General features: G+C 61.5%; 20 protein-coding genes. 2 read left to right on the top strand and 18 right to left on the bottom strand.

Annotated elements, in window-relative coordinates:
* Positions 1-64: 64 nt before the first annotated feature.
* Positions 65-907, top strand: coding sequence for a hypothetical protein (locus ACTQWD_RS00775; RefSeq protein WP_441559045.1), 843 nt, complete (start codon positions 65-67; stop codon positions 905-907).
* Between the two features lie 192 nt (positions 908-1,099).
* Here ACTQWD_RS00775 and ACTQWD_RS00770 read toward each other — a convergent pair whose 3' ends face one another.
* The 13 genes from ACTQWD_RS00770 to ACTQWD_RS00710 all read right to left on the bottom strand — a co-directional run bounded on the left by ACTQWD_RS00770 (position 1,100) and on the right by ACTQWD_RS00710 (position 16,735).
* Positions 1,100-1,723 (bottom strand): response regulator transcription factor, encoded by a 624-nt coding sequence (locus tag ACTQWD_RS00770; protein WP_427795575.1) that lies wholly within the window; start codon positions 1,721-1,723, stop codon positions 1,100-1,102.
* Positions 1,720-3,219 (bottom strand): sensor histidine kinase, encoded by a 1,500-nt coding sequence (locus ACTQWD_RS00765; protein ID WP_441559044.1) that lies wholly within the window; start codon positions 3,217-3,219, stop codon positions 1,720-1,722. Before ACTQWD_RS00765 ends, ACTQWD_RS00770 begins: the two co-directional genes overlap by 4 nt.
* The gene (locus ACTQWD_RS00760; protein ID WP_441559043.1) at positions 3,216-5,099 is read right to left on the bottom strand and encodes a histidine kinase N-terminal 7TM domain-containing protein; all 1,884 of its coding nucleotides are present in this window, start codon (positions 5,097-5,099) and stop codon (positions 3,216-3,218) included. Before ACTQWD_RS00760 ends, ACTQWD_RS00765 begins: the two co-directional genes overlap by 4 nt.
* Positions 5,100-5,241: 142 nt before the next feature.
* On the bottom strand, positions 5,242-6,672 hold the full coding sequence (locus ACTQWD_RS00755) for a 6-phospho-beta-glucosidase (RefSeq protein WP_441559042.1): 1,431 nt from the start codon (positions 6,670-6,672) through the stop codon (positions 5,242-5,244).
* A gap of 344 nt (positions 6,673-7,016) precedes the next feature.
* The gene (locus tag ACTQWD_RS00750; RefSeq protein ID WP_441054729.1) at positions 7,017-7,661 is read right to left on the bottom strand and encodes a DUF4867 family protein; all 645 of its coding nucleotides are present in this window, start codon (positions 7,659-7,661) and stop codon (positions 7,017-7,019) included.
* A 142-nt stretch (positions 7,662-7,803) separates the two neighbouring features.
* Complete coding sequence (locus tag ACTQWD_RS00745; RefSeq protein ID WP_441559041.1) at positions 7,804-8,292, bottom strand: S-ribosylhomocysteine lyase; 489 nt, start codon at positions 8,290-8,292, stop codon at positions 7,804-7,806.
* A gap of 151 nt (positions 8,293-8,443) precedes the next feature.
* Complete coding sequence (locus tag ACTQWD_RS00740) at positions 8,444-9,934, bottom strand: FGGY family carbohydrate kinase (protein WP_441559040.1); 1,491 nt, start codon at positions 9,932-9,934, stop codon at positions 8,444-8,446.
* A 170-nt stretch (positions 9,935-10,104) separates the two neighbouring features.
* The gene (locus ACTQWD_RS00735; protein ID WP_427718099.1) at positions 10,105-11,043 is read right to left on the bottom strand and encodes a transketolase family protein; all 939 of its coding nucleotides are present in this window, start codon (positions 11,041-11,043) and stop codon (positions 10,105-10,107) included.
* A complete protein-coding gene (locus ACTQWD_RS00730) occupies positions 11,036-11,872 on the bottom strand; it encodes a transketolase (RefSeq protein ID WP_441559039.1) in 837 nt (278 codons plus the stop codon). Before ACTQWD_RS00730 ends, ACTQWD_RS00735 begins: the two co-directional genes overlap by 8 nt.
* 2 nt (positions 11,873-11,874) lie before the next feature.
* The gene (locus tag ACTQWD_RS00725) at positions 11,875-13,275 is read right to left on the bottom strand and encodes an L-fucose/L-arabinose isomerase family protein (protein ID WP_441559038.1); all 1,401 of its coding nucleotides are present in this window, start codon (positions 13,273-13,275) and stop codon (positions 11,875-11,877) included.
* Between the two features lie 255 nt (positions 13,276-13,530).
* The gene (locus ACTQWD_RS00720) at positions 13,531-14,541 is read right to left on the bottom strand and encodes a LacI family DNA-binding transcriptional regulator (protein ID WP_427793677.1); all 1,011 of its coding nucleotides are present in this window, start codon (positions 14,539-14,541) and stop codon (positions 13,531-13,533) included.
* A gap of 219 nt (positions 14,542-14,760) precedes the next feature.
* Complete coding sequence (locus tag ACTQWD_RS00715; RefSeq protein WP_441559037.1) at positions 14,761-15,735, bottom strand: nucleoside hydrolase; 975 nt, start codon at positions 15,733-15,735, stop codon at positions 14,761-14,763.
* A 4-nt stretch (positions 15,736-15,739) separates the two neighbouring features.
* Entirely contained in the window at positions 15,740-16,735 is a 996-nt protein-coding gene (locus tag ACTQWD_RS00710) for a ribokinase (protein ID WP_441041531.1), read from the bottom strand.
* Positions 16,736-16,921: 186 nt separating this feature from the next.
* Here ACTQWD_RS00710 and ACTQWD_RS00705 point away from each other — a divergent pair, with 186 nt between their 5' ends.
* Positions 16,922-19,114, top strand: a complete 2,193-nt coding sequence (locus tag ACTQWD_RS00705) for an acyltransferase family protein (protein ID WP_441559036.1) — start codon at positions 16,922-16,924, stop codon at positions 19,112-19,114.
* Positions 19,115-19,303: 189 nt separating this feature from the next.
* On the opposite strand, the gene ACTQWD_RS00700 is transcribed toward ACTQWD_RS00705, so the two are convergent.
* The 5 genes from ACTQWD_RS00700 to ACTQWD_RS00680 all read right to left on the bottom strand — a co-directional run bounded on the left by ACTQWD_RS00700 (position 19,304) and on the right by ACTQWD_RS00680 (position 25,363).
* Positions 19,304-20,500: an Nramp family divalent metal transporter gene (locus tag ACTQWD_RS00700; protein ID WP_427747655.1), complete on the bottom strand. Its 1,197-nt coding sequence runs from the start codon at positions 20,498-20,500 to the stop codon at positions 19,304-19,306.
* 74 nt (positions 20,501-20,574) lie between these two features.
* Positions 20,575-22,419: a magnesium transporter gene (locus tag ACTQWD_RS00695; RefSeq protein WP_370450605.1), complete on the bottom strand. Its 1,845-nt coding sequence runs from the start codon at positions 22,417-22,419 to the stop codon at positions 20,575-20,577.
* Between the two features lie 320 nt (positions 22,420-22,739).
* Positions 22,740-24,146: a polysaccharide deacetylase family protein gene (locus ACTQWD_RS00690; protein WP_441540367.1), complete on the bottom strand. Its 1,407-nt coding sequence runs from the start codon at positions 24,144-24,146 to the stop codon at positions 22,740-22,742.
* Between the two features lie 72 nt (positions 24,147-24,218).
* Positions 24,219-24,974, bottom strand: coding sequence for a PRC-barrel domain containing protein (locus ACTQWD_RS00685; protein WP_441540366.1), 756 nt, complete (start codon positions 24,972-24,974; stop codon positions 24,219-24,221).
* Entirely contained in the window at positions 24,974-25,363 is a 390-nt protein-coding gene (locus ACTQWD_RS00680) for a YtxH domain-containing protein (RefSeq protein ID WP_154516595.1), read from the bottom strand. The genes ACTQWD_RS00685 and ACTQWD_RS00680 overlap by 1 nt, the downstream gene beginning before the upstream one ends.
* Positions 25,364-25,392: the final 29 nt, after the last annotated feature.

Genomic DNA, 25,392 nt, shown 5'->3' with positions numbered 1-25,392 from the left:
TTGGCGGGGGGTCCGCCACCCCCGCATTTGCTTCTATGGGTTTCGTTCGATAAAGGAGGACACCATGAAGACAACGTTCAAAAAGTCCGTACTCGCATTTCTGACATGCGTCCTGGCGCTCGCCTTTGCCCTGACGGGCTGCAGCGGCGGCGGCAAGGACCCCAAGGCCAACTTCGTCGGCAGCTGGGAACTCTCGGGTGGAACCCTGGAGGGCGAAGAGCTCACCGATGAGTACATGGATATGCTCAAAGAGTGGGGCCTCAACTGTATCCTGATCCTCGACGAAGACGGCACGGGCGTCCTCGACATGTTCCTTGAGGTCGCCGACCTGAAATGGGAGGCCAAGGACGCCACCACTGCAACCATCACCGCCGACGGCGATTCGCAGGACATGAAACTCAAGGACGGCAAGCTCGTCCTCGAGGTGGAAGGCGACAAGCTTATCTTTACGAAGTCCGACAAGGATCTGTCCGGTACGCTAAAAAAGGATCGCGAGGCGGCCGAGAAGGAAGAGGAGATCGATGAGGCCGTCGAAGACAACGATGTCCAGAGCGTCGAAATCTCCCCCGCCGTCACCGTCGCCGATGACGATCTGTGCACCATCACCATCACCGAGAAGTTCAAGGACGAATGGGGCGACATCGGCTTTGTCGTCAACATCACCAACAAGAGCGACAAGGACCTGACCTTCTACGCTCCCTCCGGCAAGACCAACGTCAACGGCACCATGAAGGAACCCTGGTTCTCGGCTAACCTGATGCCCGGCACCAACGCCACCGAGGAATTCACGTTCTCGAGCGGCGAGCTTGACAGCCTTGACGACCTGGTCAACACGACCATCGGCATCGACGCCTACCTGACCGATTCCTACGAGGACGTCGCCTCCTACACCGCAACCATCGCGTAGCGGCACGTAACATCAGCCGCGGATTGGCGGACGCATCCGCGCACTTGCCAGGCGGGGCCGCAGGAGTTGATCCTGCGGCCCCGTCGTTTTTATGCCGACAGCACAGCCGCACAAGCAGGCCGCCCGTCGTTTTCTGATGCAAAACGGCGGACGGCCTATCTTTACGGCGCCAGAACACGGCGAGCGCGTCGATTACGGGCGCTCCATGTTGGGAACGATGCTGCCCTCCGTTACCGCGCGCACGGCCAGGCGCATGATGTTGTCGTAGCCGGTCTTGCTCAGAATCTCCGAGATGCGACGCTTGATGGTACCCTCACTCATAAACAGCTCGGCCGCGATCTCGCGGCGGCTTTTGCCCTCGCAGGCAAGGCGCAAAATCGACAGCTCGACATCGTCGAGTGCCGCCGTGCCCGAAAAAATGCTTTCGGGCGGCTTGGGAAACGTGCAGTAGCCCGCCAGCGTGGAGCGCATCACGGCGAACAGCTCGTCGATACCAACGTTCTTGTACACAAAGCTATCGACGCCCGCCTCGCGAGCCTGATCGACAAAAGTGATCTCGGGCATGCCTGTCATGATGATGACGCGGCACTCGGGCAGCTGCTCCTTGATGCGCGCCGCCGCCACGATGCCGTTTGAATCGTGTTCGGTGCACACGTCCATCAATATCATGTCCGGGTGCTCCTTGAGCGCGACACCCAAGGCCTCGGAGGCATCGGCGATCGCGGCGACGACGGTCATATCGGGCTGGTCGCCAACGGAGCGCGCCAGGCTTTCGCGCAGAATGGCCTGATCTTCGACAATTAACACGCGGATCATGAACTTCTCCTTTGGACCGTGGCGTTGGGGCTCAGCGGGATGGACACCGCAAGCGTAAAGGGCTGGGCGGCGTGGACTTCCAGGCCGCCGCCCAAATCTTGCGCGACATGCCTCATACCTGGGATACCCGTTCCCTCGCGATACGATACGGGGGCCGGGGACCCGTCGTTAGAAATCGTCATGCGCGCGACGGCGCCAGCATTCGTCCCCTCCTGCCACAGGCGCACGTGGACCCGATGCGCCTGCGCATGCCTGGTGGCATTGGTCGAGGCCTCGCGGATAATCTGCAAAAATGCGGCGGCGACACGCGCGTCCTCAGGCAGCGCACCCTCAACATCGATCTGCACACTCACCAAGCCAAAGGCGTGGACGATATCGCTCAGCTGCTCTGCAGGCTCGCTGGCACCGCCACTGCGCAAATCGGCGGCGATTGAGCGCAGCAACGGGTCAATCTGCTCGAGCGACTCATCATCCAGACGTCCCTCCTCCAAATAGCGATGAAGAATGGACAGGCGCTGGCCGATCACATCGTGAACGCGGGCACGCATACGTAGGTAGGCCGCATTGTCGGCAACCTTTTTGGCTTCTTCAATCTGGGCCTGGAGCTCTTGGCCAGCACGCTCAAGCAGGTGGTTGGCTTGCGCCAGACGGTCGTAGGCGCGTGCGTATTCCGTCATGTCCAGGCCGACGACGCGCTCGAACGGACGGCTCGAGACCGTAACGGAGTCACGCACGAACAGACGAATCTCGGAAGGAGAGATCTCGACCACGGCGCGATCCCTACCAAAGCGATCAAGGTCGATATGGGCGCGATTGGCGCTGCTTTCGGGCATTTGCATGCTCAGTTTGCGCAGGTCGTTCCATGTGCTGCTCATGTCGCCCAGGTCGGTGGGCATATGGAGCTCTACGAGGTTTTTGCGCATGCAGCGGTTCATGAGCAGCGGACGGCCCCTCGGGTCTAGATACAGGATGCCCACGGGAATCACGTTGATGGTCTCGATCGTCGAGAACAAGGTGATATCCTCTTGGCGGTTACGGACGTCCATCAAGAGCGCCGCGATGGAACGGAACAGGAAGAACGCTCCCTCTGCGATAAGGACAACGGTCCACGCCGAGCCCATGGCAAAAACCACCGGTGGTGTAACGGCGACAACAAGCAACAGCTCGACCAGCATGACGGGACGACGATAGTGCACCATAAGTACCACGCCATAGGCAAAGATTGCGGCATTGAGCCACAACGCTCCGCCCATTGCCCTGGCGCAAACGTCAAGCGGCGCCACCAGATACGAGCCAGACGACGTGAACAAGATGAGCGCCGAAATCATCAGGTGAAGCACAAGACTCGCCTCGTAGGCGCAAATCACCTTACGGTTATAGGACGAGCGGCGCGATGCGATGAGCGGGACGTGGATCGTCTGCAGACACGCAGCCAGGGCAAAGACAACATCGAGCGCAACGATTTGGGGAAGTATGAGCGAAATCTGCATCGTCACTCACCCGCCCTCGGCATCAAGACGATCATGCGCAGCTGACCGGACTCGCCCTCAAGGCGGTATGCCACGTTGCGCCCTTGCAAAGCGCTTTCGAGCTCTTGCGCAGCGGGCGTCTGCGAAAGATCTTCATCATCGTTGGAAAAAAGTGTGGCGCGCAGCTCGACGCTGCATCGGTCATGGTCGCCCAAGTGATACATAAGTGCCGGATGATCGGTGGCGTAGGCAAAAAACGCAAAGTCATACACACAGTCGTACAGCGCGCTTACCGTACTGGCGTGCATCGGGCGCCGTATGGCAATAATCGAGGCGCAATCGACATCGATCGTGCGCAGGTCGCTTGCGAGCTCGTTGGCAATGAGCTGAATGCGGTCGCGGTCAAAACCGCTCTCCCCGTGCTGTGCCAACGTGAGCGACCCCTTCCGTTTGCAATAGGCAACGAGCATCTTGGCGCGCTGCAGCATGCGGTAGCGCTCGCGCGAAGATTCCTCGTCAGTCAACGGCGGCAGCGAGCTCAACAAGTCGTACATCTCTTCGAGCGCGCGGGCAAGCGCCTGGTCCACGTCTTGGACTAGCAAGGTCTCGGCCTCTTGATCTGCCAAATGTGTCTTAAGGTCGTAGTCGGCGGCAAGCAGCTCGTTTTGGCGTTGCAGCTCCATGCGACGATGCGCCAGTTCGCGATTGAGCTCGTTGAGCTCCGATACGTCTTGGGCAAGCAGGGCCGATCCCCCCAGCAGCGGAAAAGCACGATACATCACATCGGGATCGGACGCCACGGTAAAGGCATGGGCGCGGCCGTGCTCCTGGTTCCGCAACTCCTCGCGCACGCCTACCGGCATTGGCTTTGACACCGGCGTGGCATAGACCTCCTGCAGGTCGCGCGTTAGAACTTTGAGGTCAAGCGGCAAGGTGTCGAAGATGCCGGCGATATCGTGGTACGACGGAATGACACCGCAATCGAGACAGATTTCCATCGCCACCACGCACAGGATGCAATAGACGAGCGAAAAGTTGAGCCTCCATGCCCAGGGCACGCGCAGAACATATGAGATGGCAAAGAATGCGCCGCCCAGCAGCACGAGCGCCGCCATGCCCGAGAAACGTTGGATGCGAAAGGACGAGGACCGACCAACCAGGATAAAAAAGGCCACGAAGTTAAAGGCCGTCCACACGAGGAAGGCGAAATAACCCCGGCCGTACGTGTAATCGTTGCTCCAGGTGTCGCTTGTACGGTCAAAGCGGAAGACCTGCTGGTGAAAATCGTTGGTGAGCACAAATCCGATAAGCAGGATGGCCACAATCCACAGCGCAGCACGGTAGCGGCGACCCAGGCGGCGTTGCTCCAGGCCCGCAAGGCGCAGGCCGCAGAGCTGGTAGAGCAGCGGAATGAGCGTCATGGGCACGTAGTACAGGTACCACAGCATGGTGGCATAGAACGGCGTGAACGACTTGTACTTGAGAATGACCTCGATCATCCACAGGGCACAGATGGTGGCGATGGCAACAAGGCGGCGGCGCAACACATAGTCCAAACAACGCAGATAGACCAACACGCCCCAAGTCGAAAATACAATTGCGGCGACAAGCAGCGGGAGAGGGCTCGAATGGGCGAGCGCATCCACGACCTCTTCGGACACCTCACTATAGGCGGGCACGGCGTTAGAAAGTTTGGGGTCGAAGGCGAACAGCACCGGCAAGATCGCCAAAAGCATGAGGAACAGCGCGGTGATGGCGCCGGCGATAGCAAAGACGCGGTGACGGTACACCTGATGTGTTATGCCAACAAGGAATCGCGGCATGGCGAAGAGCCTGCCGCCCCTGGGATCCGCAACCGGAGCGGTCCGGGCGGCCGCGTGGCCGATATGTCGCTCGCGGGTACTCATAGTCCCTTTAGTGTACCGACAGGCGGGCCCAAAAAGCGGGCCGCATGTCCCAAAATCCGCAGACGGCAAGGCGCCCGGCGAGCAATAACTACTCGCCGGGCGCCTTGGTTAGAAGGCTATGAAGTTGAGCGTCTCAGCTTCCTTAGGACAGGTCCTCACCATTAGAAGCAATAACCTTCTTGTACCAGTCGAAGCTCTTCTTTTTGGAACGCTTGAGGGTACCGTTGCCGGCGTCGTCGCGGTCCACATAGATAAAGCCGTAGCGCTTGGACATCTCACCCGTGCCGGCAGACACCAGGTCGATCGGGCCCCAGGTGGTGTAGCCCAGCAGGTCAACGCCGTCCTCGGTCACCGCATCGCGCATCGCGGCGATATGCTGGCGCAGGTAGTCGATACGGTAGTCGTCGTTGACGGAGCCATCCTCCTCGACAACATCCTTGGCGCCCAGACCGTTCTCGACCACAAACAGCGGCTTCTGATAACGGTCGTACAGGTCGTTGAGGGTGATGCGGAAGCCCAGCGGATCGATGGCCCAGCCCCACTGGCTCTCCTGCAGGTAGGGGTTCTTGGCGCCGGCGAAGGCGTTACCCTGGGTGCGCTCGACATCGGGGTTATCGGCACCGGCAGAGCAGCGGGTGCTGTAATAGCTAAAGCTGATGAAGTCGACGGTGTTAGCGGCCAGGATCTCGCGGTCCTCGTCCGTCATGCCCACATCGATGCCTAGACGCTCGAGCTTCTTGACGGCATATGCCGGGTAGTAGCCGCGGCTCTGGACGTCGACGAAGAAGTAGTTGTCCTGGTTATCGAGCTGCGCCTGGCGCACATCGCCCGGACGGCAGCTGTAGGGGTAGTAGCTACCCGCGGCGAGCATGCAGCCGATCTTGATCTCGGGGTCGATCTCGTGGGCGATCTTGGTTGCCCAGGCGCTGGCGACGAGCTCGTTGTGGGCGGCCAGGTACTCGACGGCCTCCTTGTTCTCGCCCTCCTCAAAGACCAGACCGGCACCCATAAACGGCAGGTGCAAGATCATATTGATCTCGTTGAAGGTGAGCCAGTACTTCACCAGCCCCTTGTAGCGGGTAAAGATCGTGGTCGCGAGGTTCTTGTAGAAGTCGATGAGCTTGCGGTTGCGCCAGCCGCCGTACTCCTTGATGAGGTGAATCGGGCAATCGAAGTGCGTGATGGTCACGAGCGGCTCGATGCCGTGCGCCTGACACTCGCGGAATACGTCCTCGTAGAAGGCCAGGCCAGCCTCGTTGGGCTCGGTCTCGTCGCCGTTGGGGAAGATGCGGGTCCAAGCCAGGCTCATACGGAAGGTCTTAAAGCCCATCTCGGCAAAGAGAGCGATGTCCTCTTTGTAGTGGTGATAGAAATCGATGCCGGTCTGCGCGGGATAGTAATAGCCGTCCTCGAAGTCGAGCATTTTACGCTGGCCGGAGACCACCGCATAGCGCTCGGGGCCGTGCGGAGCCACGTCCACGTTGGCCAGGCCGCGGCCGTCCACGTCGTAGGCACCCTCGCACTGGTTGGCAGCCGTTGCGCCGCCCCACAGGAAGTCATTACGGAAAGCCATGTATCAATCCTTTCGCACGCTGTTCTCATAGGCTCAGTATCCCCGCAAACAACGCGTCGCTCAACGGCAGTGGCACAGGCCGATACTTCTTTTCGCGTGCAGGCGCCCGGCAGCCACCCCGCCTGACACTTTTTGATACCCGCCTGCCCAATTCACCACAAAGGGGACAGGCACCTTTGTGGCGGTTTGGGGCGATTTGTCTCGATCTGTAACAGGTAGGCCGCCAAAACCGGGCCAGGTATTACAGATTGAGATTGTTCGGCCAGTCCCTTGCAGTTTGTCTAAATCTGTAACAGGTAGAGACGATTTAGCCCGCTAGATGTTACAGATCGAGACAGAAGATTCTAGTCACAGGCGATGTCGAGGTTTTTGCCGATGAGACCTACGTAGCCGCCTTCGGCTGCCTTGGGGCTGTCAGCATGGCAGAGAACCCACTTGTCGGCCTTCCAGTAGCAGTAGCTGTCGCCGGCAGCAGGCATATCGGCCGCAGCCTCGGGACGCGGACCGTTGGTGCCGGCGGGCAGCGCCACCATCACCTGGAAGCCACCGTCGTCGACCATGCACGGCGTGTAGTGGAGCGTGGTGTTGAAAACCTCGACGACCTTGCCTGCCGGCACGCGGAACGCCTTGACGCACGCGGTATCGAGCTTGCCGCCCTCGATCTCCCAGCGATGCGCCACGAGCAGGATAAAGTCGCGTGCACCCAGGTTGAACTCGCTGGCACGGTGGTACTCCAGGCAGTTGAGACGCGTGTTGTGCCCGTTGCACCAGCCGAGCTGGAAGGGACGGCCACCAAACATGAGAAAGCCCAGTTTATCGGCACCCTTAACGCCCTCGAGCTCCGGCGTACTCGCTACGTACTTACTGCCCTCGGGGATGGGCGTAGCGGAGAGCGCCTCGACGAGTGGGGCGGTCAGGCCGGACGGGACGTCGTCCCACACGCGGCCATAGGACTTGAACTCGAGATCGTTGACAGAGTAGATATGCATGTTCACTCCTGTTCGTAAATGTGACTATACGAACATTCTAGAACAAACATGAGCGATTTTGAACGCTCGTCCAGACCACTCAACAAAAAGGCCCCCCGCATAAGCGAAGGCGCCCAATGTGCGCGTTTTGGGCGATAAGCCCTTACGCCTGCTGATAGTGCAGGTGCTTCTCGTCGATATCGGCCAGGTCGCGGTTGAGGTAGCGGCGCGCGAGCCAGTTTGCCATGGGAAGGTTCTGGTCCAGGTAGTTGCCGCACTCCTCGGGAGCGGCTCCGGGGACATCGCCCTCAAAGTCGGCGACAAACTCAAACAACTCACGCACGAGCGGCAGAATCTCCTCGCTCGTCACCTCGCCAAACACGACCAGGTAAAAGCCCGTGCGGCAGCCCATGGGGCCAAAGTAGACAATGCGGCTCGACCACTCGGCATGGTTGCGGAGGAACGTCGCCCCCAGGTGCTCGATGGTGTGGCACTCGGCCGTGTTCATGACCGGCTCCTTGTTGGGCGTGGTCAGGCGCAGGTCAAAGGTGGTAACGACAGCGGCGGTCGCCGGATCGCGGTCGATGCGGCTCACGTACACGCCGGGCTCAAGCTGCAAATGGTCAACGGAAAAGCTCGCGATGCGCTCCATGGCAGATCCTCTCGATAGTCAATTTGGGACGGGGCTCTTTTAGCTGGTTCGAATGGTCGCACCAATCATACCAGTCAAAAAAGCCCCGTCCCAAATGAGCTGCCCGGGACGGGGATCAATGAGTTTTTACTCCCGTACCAAAAAAATCATGCTAGGCAGTGTATGCAATTGTTGATTTGACAGCGTGGCGCCAGCCGGCGATCTTTTTGGCGCGTTCGTCAGCGGGCATCGACGGCTCCACGATGCCGCGGGCGCCGTAGACATCGACGACATCGCGCGTGTACATGCCCAGCGCGATGCCGCAGGCCCAGGCCGCACCCAGGCCGCTCATCTCGTCGTTGCTCGCGATGCGGATGGGCGAGCCAACCAAGTCGCTCTCAAACTGCATCAGGTACGCGTCGCGCGTGGGACCGCCGTCAACACGAAGCTCGGCCAACGTTGCACCCGAATCCTCGACCATCGCATCGATCACGTCAAAGATCTGATAGGCGATCGACTCGTCGGCGGCCTTCACGAACTCCGCGCGACCCGTGGTGCGCGTCATGCCAAAGACGCAGCCCTCGGCGTCACTCGCCCAGTGCGGCGCGCCCAAACCGGTAAACGCCGGCACAAAGTAAACGCGGCTCGCCGGATTGGCGGCGTAGCACAGGTCGGTAACTTCCTCGGGGTTATTGATGAGTTCCAGATCGTCGCGCAGCCACGTCTTGACGGCGCCGGCGTAGCTCACGTTGCCCTCGAGCACGTACTCGGTCACGCCGTCCATACGCCATGCGAGCGAGCTCGAAAGCCCGTGCGAGCTGGCAACGAACTCGTCGCCGACGTTCATCATGACCGAGCTGCCGGTGCCATAGGTCGCTTTGGCCATGCCGCGGCTATGGCAGCCCTGCGCGAACAAAGCGGCATGGCTGTCGCCGAGCACGCCGTGAATGGGCACGGGTGCCGGCAAAAAGCCGCCCAGGTCCGTCATGCCGAACAGGCCATCGGAATCGGTCACCTGCGGCAGGCAGGCCGCATCGACGCCAAAGGCCTCGCACACCGGCTCGCTCCAGCAGCCACGGCGCAGGTCAAAGAGCTGCGTGCGGCTGGCGTTGGACCAGTCGCAGCGAAACTCCGCGCCGCCCGTGAGCGTCCAGACCACCCAGGCATCGATGGTGCCCAGGCACAGCTCGCCTGCCGCCGCAGCCTCGGCAGCAGCGGGAACGTTCGCGAGGATCCAGGCCATCTTGCCCGCCGGGTAGTAGGGCGAGAGCACCAGACCCGTCGTGTCGCGCACCAGCTCGGCCACACCCTCGCGCGCGGCCAGCTTGTCGCACAGCTCGCGGGCGCGGGCGCACTGCCACACTACGGCGTCGCACAGCGGCTCGCCCGTCGCGCAGTTCCAGGCAACGGTGGTCTCGCGCTGGTTGGAGATGCCGATGCCGGCGATGTCGGCAGGGTCGACCCCGGTCTCTTCCACCACGGCACGCGCCACGGCCAGCACATTGGCGGCAATCTCGGCCGGATCATGGCTCACCCAGCCGGCCTCGTTGACAATCTGGCGATGCGAGCGATCGGCACGATGAATCAAATGGCCGCCCTCGTCCACCAGCAGCGCCTTGGTGCCCTGCGTGGATTGATCGATTCCGATGATGTATTTGCTCATGTACTCTCCCATTCCTTCCGCCAAATCAAAGACGACTGGCGGACAAGGAGCGAGCGGCCGTCAAGTGCCGCAGATTGCCGTGAAAGAGGAGCGCCGCGTACTTTGCGTACGCAAGCGACGGTTTGAACGGCAAGGTGCGGTGCTTGGCGGCCGCGCAGCGTCTGTATCTACTAGTTGCCGAGGAACTCGGCGACGGTCTGCGCAATTCCGGCACCCGTCAGACCGTAGTGTGCAAAGACCTCGGGGCTCGTGCCGGTGATGACCGGTGCGTCGGGCAGGGAGAGGCACTTGACCGGACGCGGGCAATGCTCGCCCACCACCTGCGCGACCATAGAGCCCAGGCCGCCGAAGGGACTGTGCTCCTCGACCGTCACGACGGCGCGCGTGGCACCGGCAGCCTCAATCACGGCCTCGGCGTCAAGCGGCTTGACGCAATACATGTCGAGCACCGTTGCCGAGATGCCCTGCTCGGCCAGCAGGTCGGCAGCGTCCACGGCATGGCGGACCATCTCGCCGGTGGCGACGAGCGTCACATCGGTGCCGCGACGCACCCAGGTGGCGCGATCCATCTGGAACGGGCACTCGTCCTCGGTGTACACGTCCTCGACCGGGTTGCGGCCCACGCGAATGTAGGCCGGCTTGTTGTCGGCGACCAGGGCCCGCACGAGCTCGGCGGTCTGGAAGCGGTCGCTCGGCAGATACACGCGCATGTTGGGAATCGCACTCATGGCGGCGATATCCTGCGCGGAGTGATGGCTCATGCCCAAGGCGCCATAGGACACGCCGCCCGAGATGCCGATGAGCTTGACGTTGGTGTTGGAGTACGAGACATCAACCTTGCACTGCTCATACGAGCGCGTGGTCACAAAGGACGCCGGCGAGGCGGCCCAGGCCTTCTTGCCGCACGAAGCCATGCCGGCGGCGATGCTCACCAGGTCCTGCTCGGCAATGCCGACCTCGACGGACTGCTGGGGATACTGATCAAAGAACGGCGTGAGCGATGCGGAGCCGCGGGAGTCGGAGCACAGGACGACGATGTCCTTATCGGTCTTCGCGGCCTCGAGCAGCGTGTCACAGATAACCTTGCGATTGGCGATCTTGTTAGCCATTGACGGCCTCCTTATGGGCAGCGAAATCGGCGATGATCTGAGCATATTCCTCATCGTTGGGCAGGTGATGGTGCCAGGCGGCCTTGTCCTCCATAACAGGCGAGCCATAGCCCTTCACCGTGTTGAGGATGATGACCGTGGGCTTGCCGCAGGTCTCGGCCGCAAGCGTCAGCGCGGCATCGATGGCCCGGACGTCGTTGCCCGGAATGGAGAGCACGTTCCAACCGAAGGCGGCCCAGCGCTCCTCCTGCGAGTCCTGCTTCATAACGTCCTCGGTGCTGCCGCTGATCTGCAGGCGGTTGCGGTCCACGAGCGCGCACAGGTTATCGAGCTGGTAGTTGCCGCCGCTCATGGCGCCCTCCCAGACCGAGCCCTCGGCAAGTTCGCCGTCGCCCATGATGGTGTAGACGCGGTAGTCGCGGCCGTCCATCTTGCCGGCGAGCGCCATGCCCACGGCCACGGGCAGGCCGTGACCCAGCGAGCCCGAGTTCATCTTGATGCCCTTGAGCTTGTTGTTGGGGTGGCCGATGTAGGGGCTGCCGAACTTGGAGAAGCGGGCCTTGACGTCGTCGAGGTCAAGATAGCCCTCGTGGCAGAGCACCGCGTAGTAGGCTTCCATGGCGTGGCCCTTGGAGAGCACGAAGCGGTCGCGGTTGGGATCGTCGACGGTCTCGGGCGAAATGTTGAGGTGGTTGGCGTAGAGGGTCATGAGGGCGTCGATCACCGACATGTCACCGCCGATGTGGCCGCCAGCGCCAGCCATGATGATATCGACGCAATCGCGGCGAAGGTCCCAACGCAGGGACTCAAGCTCTTCGATAGTTGCCATTTCTACTCTCCTCGCAGGTAGGCTTTAACGTCTTCTTCGATGGGGTCGTACAGGTCGGGTTGGATGCCGATATACTTGCACGCCTCGTAGAGCACCGGCACCACGTTGGCGTGAATAGCGACGCAGTGGTGGATGTAGGGACCCTCGACGATCTTGGCCTCAAGGCGCTTGAGGTTGTCGACCTCGACCCACAGATAGGTGCCCATGCCGGCCGGGCCGTCGATGCCGCGGGCGTTGCCCAGCAGCAGCGAGTACTCGCCGTTGTCGCCGTCAAAGCGGGCAAGGGTGAGGTCGCCGTGCTTGGCCTCGGCCGTCAGCGCACCGGGGTGATCGAAAGCCAGCGGGTAGGTGAGCTTGGGCTTGACGGCCGCGCAGCTGCAGGGCCAGGGGCCACAATGCTGCAGCAGCTCGCCGTTCTCATTGTCGGGATGGCGCACGGTCCAGTCGGCGAACATGCCGCGGTGACGGCCCAGGTCGGCGGCCTCGACCATCAGCGCGGTGATGGCGCCGTGGATATCGGTCTCGCATACGATAGGAATGCCCATCTCGTTGAGGATGGCGTTGGCGGCGCAGGGCATAATGCCCAGCTCGTCCTGCAGAGCGTTCCAGCACTGAATGGCGCCGGCGTTGCAACCGTACTTCTCGACCAGGCGCTTCATGGCGATGGCAAGACCGGCGACCGCGGGAACCTTATCCTCGGGGATGCAGATCTCAAAGCTGTCGTTGATGTGGGCAAGCATGGCAGCCATGGCCTGCTCGTCGGCCTGGGCGTCGCGCACGGCCTGGACAAGCTCGGTCATGGGAATGGGCGAAAGCTGGATGTTGAACTTCTCGAGCAGCTCGCCCTCGTTGCACATGGTCGACCAGAAGTCGAACGGACGGGTGGCCATCTGCAGGATGCGGGTGTGCTTGAAGGTCTTGACCACGTTGCACACGGCCAAGAAGTCCCAAACACCGCGCTCGAACTCGGGATCGGTCAGGCGGCAGTTGGTCATGTAGGTGAAGGGAACCTGGAAGCGGCGCAGGACCTTGCCGGTGGCGAACAGGCCGCACTGGCTATCGCGCAGGCGGGTGCCGTCGGGCTCGGGGCACTCGTCGCGCGGGCCCCACAGCAGCACGGGTAGGCCGAGCTCGCGGGCAAGGCGAGCGCAAACGTACTCGGTGCCAAAGTTGGCGTGGCACAGCATAATGCCATCGACGCCCTCGGCGCGGAACTTCTTGACGATAGGCTCAATGTGGCTGTCGTCGAACAGCAGGCCCTCGTCATTGATGTCGTCGATATCCACGATGTCGACGCCGATCTCACGCAGGCGATCAGCCGTCAGGCCGCGATACTTGATTGCGTCCGGCGCGCTAAAGATACTGCGGCGCGTGGGCGCAAAACCGAGCTTGATCTTGTCCATGTACGTCCTCCCCTAATCACATGTTCAGTAAACAGACGCATGTTTCGTTTTGTTCTGTTTACTAAATTTTTACTCCAGTGTTTAGAAGTTTAACGCGAAATACCCGTGGGCGGTAGAGAAATCAGCCTAAACGGTATGTAAACAAACTGAACATACAAGGGCAACAAAAAGAGAGCCCCGAAGGACCCCTTATGGATGACGTTATTTTTCTGCCTTAGCGAGCTTTGCCGCCCTGCGGCCCGGCGTTGCCTTTGCCTAGATCTCACGCACGCTCTGACGCTCGACAAAATAGGTCGATACGGCTGTCTTGCAGGTATAGCTCTTGGGATTGCGGATGTTGCCCACCAGGCGGCGCACCGCGATCTCGCCCACCTCGTGCTTGGGAACGTGCACCGTGGTGAGCGGCGGGTTGGAGAAGGCACCCAGAGATAGGTCGTCAAAGCCGATGATCGAGACATCCTCGGGCACGCGTATGCCGTGCTCGTTGAGCGCGCGCATGGCACCCACGGCGAGCACGTCGTTTTCGGCAAAGAAAGCCGTCGGCAGGTCGTCGCGCGAGACGCTGTCGAGCCATGCGCCCATGTCGCGATAGGCGCCCTCGAGCGTGGTGCCCAGCGTAACGCGCCATGTCGGGTTGGCCTCAAGGTCTGCGTCCTCAAGCGCTTGGCGATAGCCGCGCTCGCGATCCTTAAAGTTGCGGATGCGAAGGTCGCCTGCCAGATAGCCGATCTGCCTGTGACCTTTCTCGATGAGGTGATCCACGGCGCGCAGCACCGAGTCGGTGTTGGCAATGACCACGGCATCGAAGTACTGACGATCGCTCCAGCCATCGAGCACGATCAGGTGGGCGGCAGCGTTGGCAAACAGGGCGTAGTCTTCCTCGCCCAGCTCGGTGCCCATCAGCACGATAGCGGCGGACGGATCGGCGATCAGGCCCTCGACCTGCGGACGCACGGCGTCCAAGTCGCTAAAGTCGAGCGAGACAAAGCTCGTGCTCATGCCGTGACGACGCGCCTGGCGCTCCACGCCCTCGATGACCGCGGGATGGAAGGTGCTCTCGTCCAGAATGGCGCCCGTCTTGCGCGCGAGCACAAACTGAATGCTCTCGAGCTGCGTCGACTGCTGATAGCCAAGCGATTGCGCGCACTCCAGGATGACCTTGGCGGTCTCTTCACTCACGCTGCGCTTGCGGTTGAGCGCGTTGGACACGGTCGCAGGCGAAAAACCGGTGATGCGGCTGATCTCGCGAACACTTGCTTTGGCCATTGTTCCCCCTAGCAACGGCCGTGGCGGAGCATCGCAACTTGATGACTCGACAACTAAACGACCGCAAATTCAATCTAAACAGAATAGTAAATGTTTATGAGCTAGTTTAGCCTGTTGTCAAGCGAAGTGGCACGACTATTCCCCCAACGGGCACATTTACTCGGTAGCTAAAAAAGCCCCGTCCCAAATTGACTACATGGGGCGGGGCACGGAAATCATCTAGCCAAGAACACGGGCCATGCGCGTCTTGAACTCGGACAGGAAGCGCGGGGCATCCACGGTCAGCGCCACAAGCGCGCTCTTGTCCGGATCGGACAGGCGATGCTCGTCGCAAATGGTGCGGCCGCGATACTCGCCCAGCAGATCAACACGCAGATTGCAGCCGAGCGCACCTACAAGCGTGGGGTCAATCGCCACGGCAACGGCCAGCGGATCGTGCAGCGCACAACCACCCAGGTAGGGTGCGTTCATCTCGTACGAGCCAATGTAGTGCTCGACCATGCTCGCAAATGCGCAGCCGGCCATGGTGCCCGAGCCCGTCCAGCCGGCAATGTCGCGGCGCGTAAGCACCACGCGATGCGTCACGTCCAGACCCACCATGGTGAGCTTGCGGCCCGAGCGCAGCACGGCATCGGCCGCCTCGGGATCGCTTGCCATGTTGGCCTCGGCGCCCGCGCTCACGTTGCCGGGCACGGTCAGGGCGCCGCCCATCACCACCACGCGGCCGATAGACATCACCGCCGCCGCATCGCGCTCCAGGGCAAGCGCCAGGTTGGAGAGCGGGCCGGTCGCTACGTAGACCAGATCGGGACCATAGGTGCGCGCGGCATCGATCAGATAATCGACTGCAGCGTTGCCGTCGGCCGACGTCGCCCCCACCGGCTCGTAGGGCGACGCGGGCACGCTCGCGCCGCCGATGCCGTTCTTGCCGTGAATGAGTACGGTGGACGCCGGCGGCGTATAAGGCTCAGTCGCCTGCAGAGGACGGTCGGCGCCCAGGTACACCGGCACCTCGGGACGGCCCAACAGGTCCAGCACCGCCAGGCAGTTGCGCGCCGACTGGTCGACGCGCACATTGCCAAAACACGTGGTAATGCCAACGAGCTCAACCTCGGGGCTCGCGATGGCATAGGCAAGCGCCATCGCATCGTCCACACCCATATCCAGATCAAGGATCAGCTTCTTGATTGCCATTGTTCTACTCCGCTTCTCCGTCTTGTACTAAATCGTCTAAACCAAACACGCGCTCAACTTCGGCGCGCGTGGGAATCGACTGCTGCGCGCCCAAGCGCGACACCGTCACCGCCGAGGCGCGAGCACCCGCGGCCATGCACTCAAAGAGCGGCAGCCCCTCCAGACGAGCCGCGGCAAGCGCACCGATAAATGTATCGCCCGCGGCCGTCGTATCGACCACCGCGCTCGAAAGCACCGGCATGCGCAGCAGCTCGCCGTCGTCGCCGAGCGTAACCGAGCCGGCGCCGCCCAGCGTGATGACCGCGGCTTCGGCACCCTTGGCGAGCAAGGCATTGAGCGCCGCGACGCAGCTCGCATCGTCTGCAGGCAAGATGCCCGTCAGCACCTGGCACTCAGTCTCGTTGGGACAAACCAGGTCGACTGCAGGCCAGACCTCCGCAGGCACTTCGCAGGCAGGCGCTGGATTAAAGACCGTATAGAACCCCAGCTCGTGAGCGCAAACAAGCGCCTCGGCCGTCGCTGCAAGGTCACATTCGCCCTGGGCGATAAAGACGCTTCCGGCAGCCGGGGCAATATCGCTGGCGTCGCCGTCGAGCTCATCGGCCACCAGGCGCCTCAGCGCGCGAGCAACGTCCTCGCCCGCGAGCGCATGGTTAGCGCCCGGCGACAGCACGATGCGGTTATCGCCCTCACAACGAATGATGGTCGCCGTTCCCGTCTCCACGTCGTCGCGACACGCCACAAAGTCACAGTCCACGCCAGCATCTTGGAGCCCCGCCACGAGCGACGAGCCAAACGCGTCGCGGCCGACCGCGCCGATCATGCGCGTGCGCGCGCCCATGCGCGCAGCTGCTACGGCCTGGTTGGCGCCTTTGCCGCCGGCGTTGGTGATAAACCCGCTGCCGCCGACGGTCTCGCCCGCACGCGGCATGCGCTCGCACGCCACCGAAAGGTCCATGTTCATGCTGCCGAACACCGCAACGATGCCGCAATCTGCCATGGAAACCTCCTCGTCCGCGGGCTCTGCACCCGCTGTCGGCCGTCAATCGTGCGCTCTCGCACTTCTATAACTTTAGTTCACTTTGATGTGGACGCGCACTTGAGCTTACGCCAGCAGCAAGCATTCACAGGAGTAGGCGGCTACAATGAAAGCGTGCTGATTATTCTCGTCATTGGATGATGTTTTATGGAACAATTCCCGCGATCGAGCTCGCGCAGCTCACGCCATGCGAGCGATCAACAAGCGCCGCACGAACGTTCGCGCACTAACCGCCAAACCACCGAGCCGCGCCGCGCTGCAGGCTCCCATCGCTCGCCCGCCAACAAGGGCGCCCGCACCGACAGCGCCGCAAAAGAACAGGCGCCCACGCGTCCCAAATCTCGCTACATCCCCGCCCTCGACGGCCTTCGCACGCTCGCCGTTGTCGCGGTGGTGCTCTATCACCTCAACCTCACGTGGGCACAGGGCGGCCTGCTCGGTGTCACGATCTTCTTTGTGCTCTCGGGATACTTGATCACGCGCCTGCTCATCAACGAAATAGCAAAGACCGGTCGTATCGATCTCAAGAGCTTCTGGATCCGCCGCATCCGTCGCCTGTTCCCCGCCGTGGTAACCGTCGTGGTGGTGACCTGCGCACTGTGCACTGTCTTTAACCATGTGATGCTCACCAAGATGCGCCCCGACATCCTGCCGTCGCTGCTGTTCTTTAATAACTGGTGGCAGATTATGCAGGACGTTTCGTACTTTAACGCCTTGGGCGACCCCTCGCCGCTCACGCACTTTTGGTCGCTTGCCATCGAGGAACAGTTCTATCTTATTTGGCCGCCGCTGCTGCTCGCCATGGTGTCGGTGCACATGAGCAAGCCCAACACGCGCCGCGTGGTCCTGGGCCTTGCCGCGGTATCCGCCGTCGCCATGATGGTGCTCTACAACCCCGCCACCGACCCCAGCCGCGTGTACTACGGCACCGACACCCGCGTGTTCTCGTTGCTGCTGGGCGCCTGGATGGCCTTTATTCCCGATCGCTACCTGGCGCCTGCGCGCCTTGTCCGCCATCTGGGGCTCGACCGACTGGCCGGCGCCGGCAAGCACGACAAGTCAAAGAGCGACACCGCCGAGGCCGCCACGACAAAGCCAAGTGAGCCCGCACGCTTTTGGTCCTCCCCCGCATCCATCGATTTGATGGGCGTCGTTGGCCTGGTCGGACTCGCCGCCATGGTCGCGCTCACCAACGGCTATACCGCGTTTCAGTATCGCGGCGGCACGCTGCTGTGCTCCATCCTCACACTGATGGTTATCGCGGCATGTGTGCAGCCCCAGGGCATGGTCGCACGGGCCTTGGCCGCCGAGCCGCTCGTATGGATCGGCAAGCGCTCCTACAGCATCTACCTGTGGCATTATCCGCTGCTGCTCCTCATGAACCCGGTCGCCAACATCAACGACACGCCCTGGTGGCACTACATTTTGCAGGTGTTGTTGGTGGTCGCCGTGGCCGAGTGCTCCTATCGCTTTATCGAAACGCCGTTTAGGAAGGGCGCTTTTGGGCGCACCGTTTCCGAGCTCCGCGACGGCACCACCACGCCCGCCGGCTGGATGCGCGCACATGTCCCCGCCTGCGCCGTTTGCGCCGTCGTGATTGTTGTGGCGCTGGGCGGCCTGGTCTTTGTGCCCGACACATCCGCGCTGAGCGGCGAGGGCGCCGAAATCCTAAACAAGGAAGCCAAAAATGCAAAGCCTCAAGATCAGCGGGCGGCCGATGACACCGACAAAGATGACGACGGCTTCCCCGACGGAGCCTACGACCTGCTAATGATTGGCGACTCCGTGTCCCTGCGCGCCGTCGATGCCTTTGACGGCGTGTTCCCGCACAGCCACATCGATGCCGAAAAGGGCCGCCAGTTTGATGCGGGCCGCGCGACATTTGAGGGCTATATCCAGCAGAACCTTGCCGGCAAGATCGTGGTCTTTGCCCTGGGCACCAACGGTTTGGTAACGGACGCCCAGGTCGACGCGATCATGGCCGACGCCGGTGATCAACGTATTGTCGTGTTTGTAAACACGCGTAGCCCGCAGCCGTGGGTCGGGTCCACGAACCAAGCCATTGCCAACGCCGCCAAGCGCTATAAAAACGTGCGTGTTATCGACTGGTACGGATACAGCACAAATCGCAACGACCTGTTCGATGGCGACGGCACGCATCTTTCGACCGCCGGTGTGACCGAGTACCTTAAGCTCATCCACGATGCCGTCAAGAAGGACCTACCCGTGCACCCCGAGGACCACGTTAACGATCCGCAGCCGGCGGCTGTCAAATCCGCTGCCGAGGCACTCGTCAACGCCCTCGCCTACAAACCGCACAAGCTAGGCACCGACAAGTAACGCACCGCCAAATCTGCTTGCAATCCGGCACTTGGGACCACTTCCGCGACTTACAAAGCCGCCTCTGAGCTGTTAATTCACCCCAGAGGCGGCTTTATAGCTGCATATCGGTATATAACTAGCACCCTATAGCAGACAAAAACAGGCCGCAGCCCATGGCGGCGGCCTGTTTAGAGTCCAAGAGAGGTGCTACGCGCTGTAGCCCATCGCTTGCAGAACAAACATGACGACCGTCAGCACCGTAATAACGCCGATAGTCGCCCAAGTGAGCACATTCCACACACGGCCGTTGCGGTTGGCGCCCATAATGTGTCGATCGGCGGCAATAACCACCTGGAACACCAGAACCACGGGCAGCAACACGCCGTTGATGACCTGCGAGGTCATCATAATCTGGAACAGGTCGACGCCGGGCATGAGCACCAGCACGGCAGAAATGCCAATGATTGCCGTAATGATGCCGCGATAGACCGGGGCCTCGTCCCAGCTGCGATCGGCACCGCGTTCCCAGCCAAACGCCTCGCAGATAGCGCTGGACGTAACGCCCGGCAGCACACAGGCGGCCAAGAAGCTCGCCGCGACCAGGCCCGAGGCAAACAGCACCGTGGACCACTGGCCCGCAATGGGCTCCAGCGCGCGGGCAGCGTCTGCAGCGTCGCTAATCTGAATGCCCGCGGGGAACAATACCGTACCGGTCGTGATGATAATAAAACCGGCAATGACATCGGCGGCAATCGAGCCGCTCACGGTATCGATGCGCTGCAACACGATATCGTCCTCGCCCGCATTCTTATCGACCACGTTGTTCTGTGCCAGGAAAATCATCCAGGGCGCGATGGTGGTACCGATCGTCGCGACCACAAGCGACACGTAGCTGGGGTCATTTTGAATGTTGGGTACAACCAGATCGACCGCCACCTCGCCCCAACTGGGACCAGCCATAATTGCAGCGACAATGTAGGTCACAAACACGCAGCTCACCAGCAACAGAATCTTCTCGATGCGCTGGAAGCTACCCGACATGGTAAGCATCCAAACCATCAGCGCCACAAGCGGCACCGAGATGCTCGCCGGCACGCCAAAGAGGGCAAGGCCGCTCGCGATACCCGCAAACTCCGAAATGGTCACGGCTGTGTTGGCAATCAGCAGCGCCGCCATGGCCAGCACGCTCTTGCGCACGCCAAAGCGCTCGCGAATGAGCGAGGCCAGGCCCTTGCCCGTCACGCAGCCGCAACGCGCCGCGGTCTCCTGCGTCACGATGAGCAGCACGGTCATGACGGGAAGCATCCAGAGCATCTTGTAACCATAGCTGGCACCGGCGCTGGAATACGTGGCGATGCCGCCGGCGTCATTGCCCGAAAGCGCCGCCAGAAGGCCAGGACCCATGGCACCAAAGATGGCCGCGATGGTCAGCTTTTGCTTGGTGCTCTGCTTTTGCTTGCTATTTTGCACGCGACCACCTAACCCATGACCGACATGGTGAGCAGCACCGCAGCGGCACAGTACGCCACGCACGAGATCATAACGGCAATGACGTTCATGGCGGTACCCGACGTATTGAGGTCGTGCTCGTCACGCCAGAACAGCACCATCAGGTAAATCACAGCGCTCATGTTGCCAATCAGGCAGACGATGGCCGCGATGTTAAAGCAGCCGGTAAAGAGCTGCTCCTCAAGCATGGGCGCGTCGGGGAACGCCGTGGTGCGCACCAGCTGAGCGCACAGGTAGGTCACGAGCGACAGGATCAGGCCCATGCCCGTGCTCTGGAAGAAGAATCCCAGATACGGCTTGGGTTCATCGTCATGGCCGTCGTACTCCAGGAAGTAGTTCTTGACGAACGACACCATACGCGAGGCAGCCAGCAGCACGAGCGGCATGGCGCACATGGGGAACACCACCAGATGCGCGGAGCCCAGCGCCGTCCCCAGCACTGCCGCCATGATGCACGAGGAAATGCCCCACACGACAACCCAGTACTGGCGATGCACAAACCAGCTGAGCACATTCGTCGAGTCGTCGGACGCGCTATCGCCCGAGCCGACGCCTGCGATCTGCAGGTCCTCCTGGTGCTCCTCGGCGATAACGTCCATGGCGTCGTCGAAGGTCACAATGCCCAAGATGTGGCGGTTCTCATCGCAGACGGGGATGGCGACCAGGTCGTACTTGGTCATCTCGTCCGTTACGTCTTCCTGGTCCTCGTCGGGCGACACATAAACCAGGTCGCGGTAGGCCAGCTGGCCCAGCGTGGCGTCGCGGTCGGCCACGATCAGCGTGCGCAGCGAGAGCACACCGGTCAGCATACCGCTCGGATCCTCGGTATAGACGTAGTAGACGCTTTCGAAATCCTCGTCGAGCTTGCGGATCGCCTCGATAGCGTCACCGACCGTCGCCGTGGCAGGCAGGGAGACAAACTCCGAGGTCATAATGCGGCCGGCAGTGTTTTCCTCATAGCCCAGCAGGTTACGAATCGCCTTCTCCTCCTGAACGCCCATCAGGCGCAGGAGCTTCTCGGCCTTCTCGTAATCGAGCTCGTCGATCAGGTCGGCGGCGTCGTCCGGGTCCATCATGGCCAGCATCGACGACGCATCCGTGTCGGACAGGCCCTCGAGCATCTCGGTCATGAGCTCGTCGTCATCGAACTCCGAGATGGCCTCGGCGGCCTGGGCGGTGTCGAGCTGCGCGAACACCTGCGCGCGCAGGCGAGGATCGAGCTGCTCGATAATGTCGGCAATGTCGGCAGGATGCAGCTCGCCGAGCGTCTTATGCGACACCGACAGCTGGATGTTCTTAGTCGATCGATCGAGCAGGTCCATGTAGGACCAGGCGATGATGTCCTCGCCGAGCGGTTTGCCCAGGTGCTTCATAAAGCCCTCGACGACATGTTCAAGAGCGGGGCTGATTGCGCGCAGCAGACCGCGGGCACCAACTTCGGCACCCAGCAGGCGCAGCTGATTTTCGCCCGACATGGAAAACTTGATGTCGTTTACGCGCACAACCTTCATGCCCTGCGTGTCGACGATTTGTTTATTGAGCACGTCGCGCGCGAGCAAGAGTTCGGTCGGCTGCAGGTACGAAAAACGGATTTCGGTGGCCGACGTCTTAAGGTATACGCCCGTCTCGTCGATACGGTCGACCCATTTTCGCCAGCTGATCATAAACGGCGTCTTGCCGGGACCGCGGAACGCGAGCGACGTCACGTGCGGAAAAACTTCGCCGGTAGCAATGCCAAAATCGTTCACAACGCCGAGCTTTTCGCCATCGACGTCCAAGACCGGCAGCTTGAGCATCTCACTCAGATAATTCACTGGTGCTCCCCATCATTATTCCTTCGGACCGTGGCCATGCCGGCACGCCATCCGTGGACTTTTAGATATGTATACGCATGCGCGGGCGGCACACCGCTCGGCGCTCACACCCCGTGCATGCGCAAGAAGCACCTGCAAGGGGTCATCGACTGTATGGTCGAGGTTTGGATTTCACCTGCAACCTTTCTCTTGACCCTTGTTATCCGCAGTAACTATAGCATCAGCATCGCGCCGTGACGCCAAATTTATGCTCCAAACATCGCAGGCATATCAAACGCTGACGCATCCGTGACATAGTCGTTTAAGAACGTCCCCCATGACTAGTCTGCGGTGTCGTTATCTTCGGCGAGCTGGGGAAACACGGCGTTCTTGGGCATGGAAGTCTTAGTTAGCGAGGTGAGTTTTTTGCTCAGCGACGTATCCGTCTTCACCAAATCGCTCAGCGTCACGATCTTGTAGCCCTTGGCGACAAGGCCATCGATGATCTGCGGCAGCGCTTCGAGCGTCTGTTCGGAGCACTCGTCGCTATCGGTGAACAAAACAATGTTGCCCGGAGTCACCGATTCGAGCACTGTCGAAACCTGTTCGTCGGCGCCGTTGAGCAGCCAGTCGCCCGAATCGACATTCCACGAGACCACGGCAGACACCAGGTCCATCGCATCGATCCAGTTTTGCTCGTCAAACGCGGCATAGGGAGCACGCAGCAACATCGTCTCGACGCCGGTCGCCGACTTAATCGCCTCGGTGCCCTTCGTGATCTGCTTGCGCACCGCCTCGCGATCCTCGCCCTTGAGCGAATCATCGCTGTAGCTGTTGGAGCCGATCTCGCATCCGGCATCGACAATCGCTTTGGCAGTAGCGGGCGAGGCTTCCGCAGCATCGCCCAAAAGGAAGAACGTCGCCGTGACGCCCTTTTCCTTGAGCACCTGCAAGACCTGCTTGGTCGCGCCGCTCGGACCCTCGTCAAATGTCAGGGCCACGTACTTTTCGTTGCCCTTGGGCGCTACGCTCGCGCACTCGACTACACAGTCGGTGGCGGGCACGACCTCGCCGCGGTCCTGCGTCTTGCCCGACTGCTCGCCGACCCATACCTCGGAGCGGCCCCGAACGCCCCAGGTTTTAACGTATTCGATAGCGCCCGTGCCCTCGACCTTCAACTTGGGCTCAATGGTCGTGACCTGGACCTCGTGCTTCTCGTACGTGTCGCGGCCGTCTTTGACCGTCACTTTCTCGCCGCCCGTTAGCTCGCGGCTATTCCACTTGCCCTGCTTCACCCGTTTGCCGTCCACCTTCACCGACAGCTTTTCGCCGCCACGGCGGGTAAGCACGCTATCGTCGACAGCCAACAAGTCGCCGGCATCGTAGGTGTCGGTCAGGCCTTGATCATCGATAAGGTTCTGCAACGTGGAGCCCACACGCACCGAAGCCTGCTCCCCATTGAGTACAATGTCCACGCTGCGATTGACATAGCCCACGACGGCAGCGATAAACAGCACGAGCGCACAGCCGACAGCGATGAGCGCATAGGGCAGGCGGGACGGTCGGCGCGGTGAGCGCCCGTTGCCGATGCGCGCGCTGCGATCGCTAAACCCACGGCTATGGTTGAGGTACATCGCGCCGGGTTTACGGCGACGTCGACGCTGACCGCTGGGCAGCTGCCCCAGGTCGCGTCGCGCCGTCGGACGCGCACCCGAGCGCCCGTTTAAGTTAGATCCGTTTTGGCGCATGTGCCCTCCCCCATAAACACAGCGAGCCGGAGCAACATGTCTCCGGCTCGCCCCCCGTCATTTGGTACGTCGCTATTTGCTAGCTTTTGACGAGCCCCCGCTCGCCTTTTGATATTCGTCCTTAAAGGCCTTGAACATACCGCGCGTCTTGCCGAGCTGCTTGCCCAGTGCGCGACTGCCCTTGTCCACGGCGGCCGACCCCTTGTCATCGAGCACCTTGGCGCCCTTCTTGACCTTATCGCCCACCACGACACTGGCCTCGGCAGCCTTGGCGGCCGCGCCGCCCGAATACCCGAGCGACTTGACCTCGTCCGAGACGATCATCGCGCCGTTCTCGTAGCCGCGCAGCATCGCCGGCGGCATCTGTGTGTCGCCCACCAGCACACTCGAGGCAGTGCCGGCGGTCACGTAGAACGTCTGCACGATACCCGAACGCGGCTTGAACTCAACGTCCGAGCAGTAGCCCACGACATCGCCCGATTCCGTGCGCACGTCCATGCCAACCCAGATGATGCAGTCGTCCAGGTTGATATCGAGGCGCTTGGCCGCGGCGGCATCGTAGGTGCCCTTGACGTCGTCGACCGCGACAGCACCCTCATAGACGCCGATGGCATCGAGCGCCACAAATCGATCGGGGCGCTCGATCATGCCCGCGATATCGGACTGGCGAACCATAAAGCCCACCACGCGCGTACCGCCCGGGGTAAAGACCGGAAAGTGAATCTTGCCGAGCTTTTTGGGGCTGCGCGGCGTGCCGTCCTTTTTGGTGCGCTTGTCTTCGGCAGGCTTACGATAAACCTTGACGCCGACAAAATCCCCTGCGCGCATTATGCCTCGGTCGAGGGCTCCGTGGCCTCGGTGTCGGCCTCAGTGACGTTCTCGACCACGACGTCGGCAGCGGGCGTCACGTTGCCGCCCGAGATGGCGTCGTTGAGCTGCTCGCGAAGCTGGTCCATGCGCTCGCGGGCCAGGTCGACCTTGGCGCGCAGGTCATCGGTCTTGGCGTCGACCATCGGACCAAAGTCGTTGACCGCGGCACGAGCCTCCTCGGCACCGTGCTCGTAGGTGTCGCGCATGTTGTCCCAGGCATCGTTGGCGATATCGGCGGCCATGGCACGGGTCTCGGCACCCGAGCGCGGGGCCAGAGCAACGCCGATGATAGCGCCGGCGGCAGCGCCAAAGAGCGCACCGGAGACAAAGCTGAAAGTCTTTCCCATGATCATTCCTCTCCTGCGGGCACCTCGAT

This window comes from Collinsella sp. LCP19S3_B6 (assembly GCF_052121815.1).
Classification (GTDB): Bacteria; Actinomycetota; Coriobacteriia; order Coriobacteriales; family Coriobacteriaceae; genus Collinsella.
The sequence above is the reverse complement of the archived record's forward strand: the minus strand, read 5'-3'. Positions and strand labels throughout refer to the sequence as shown.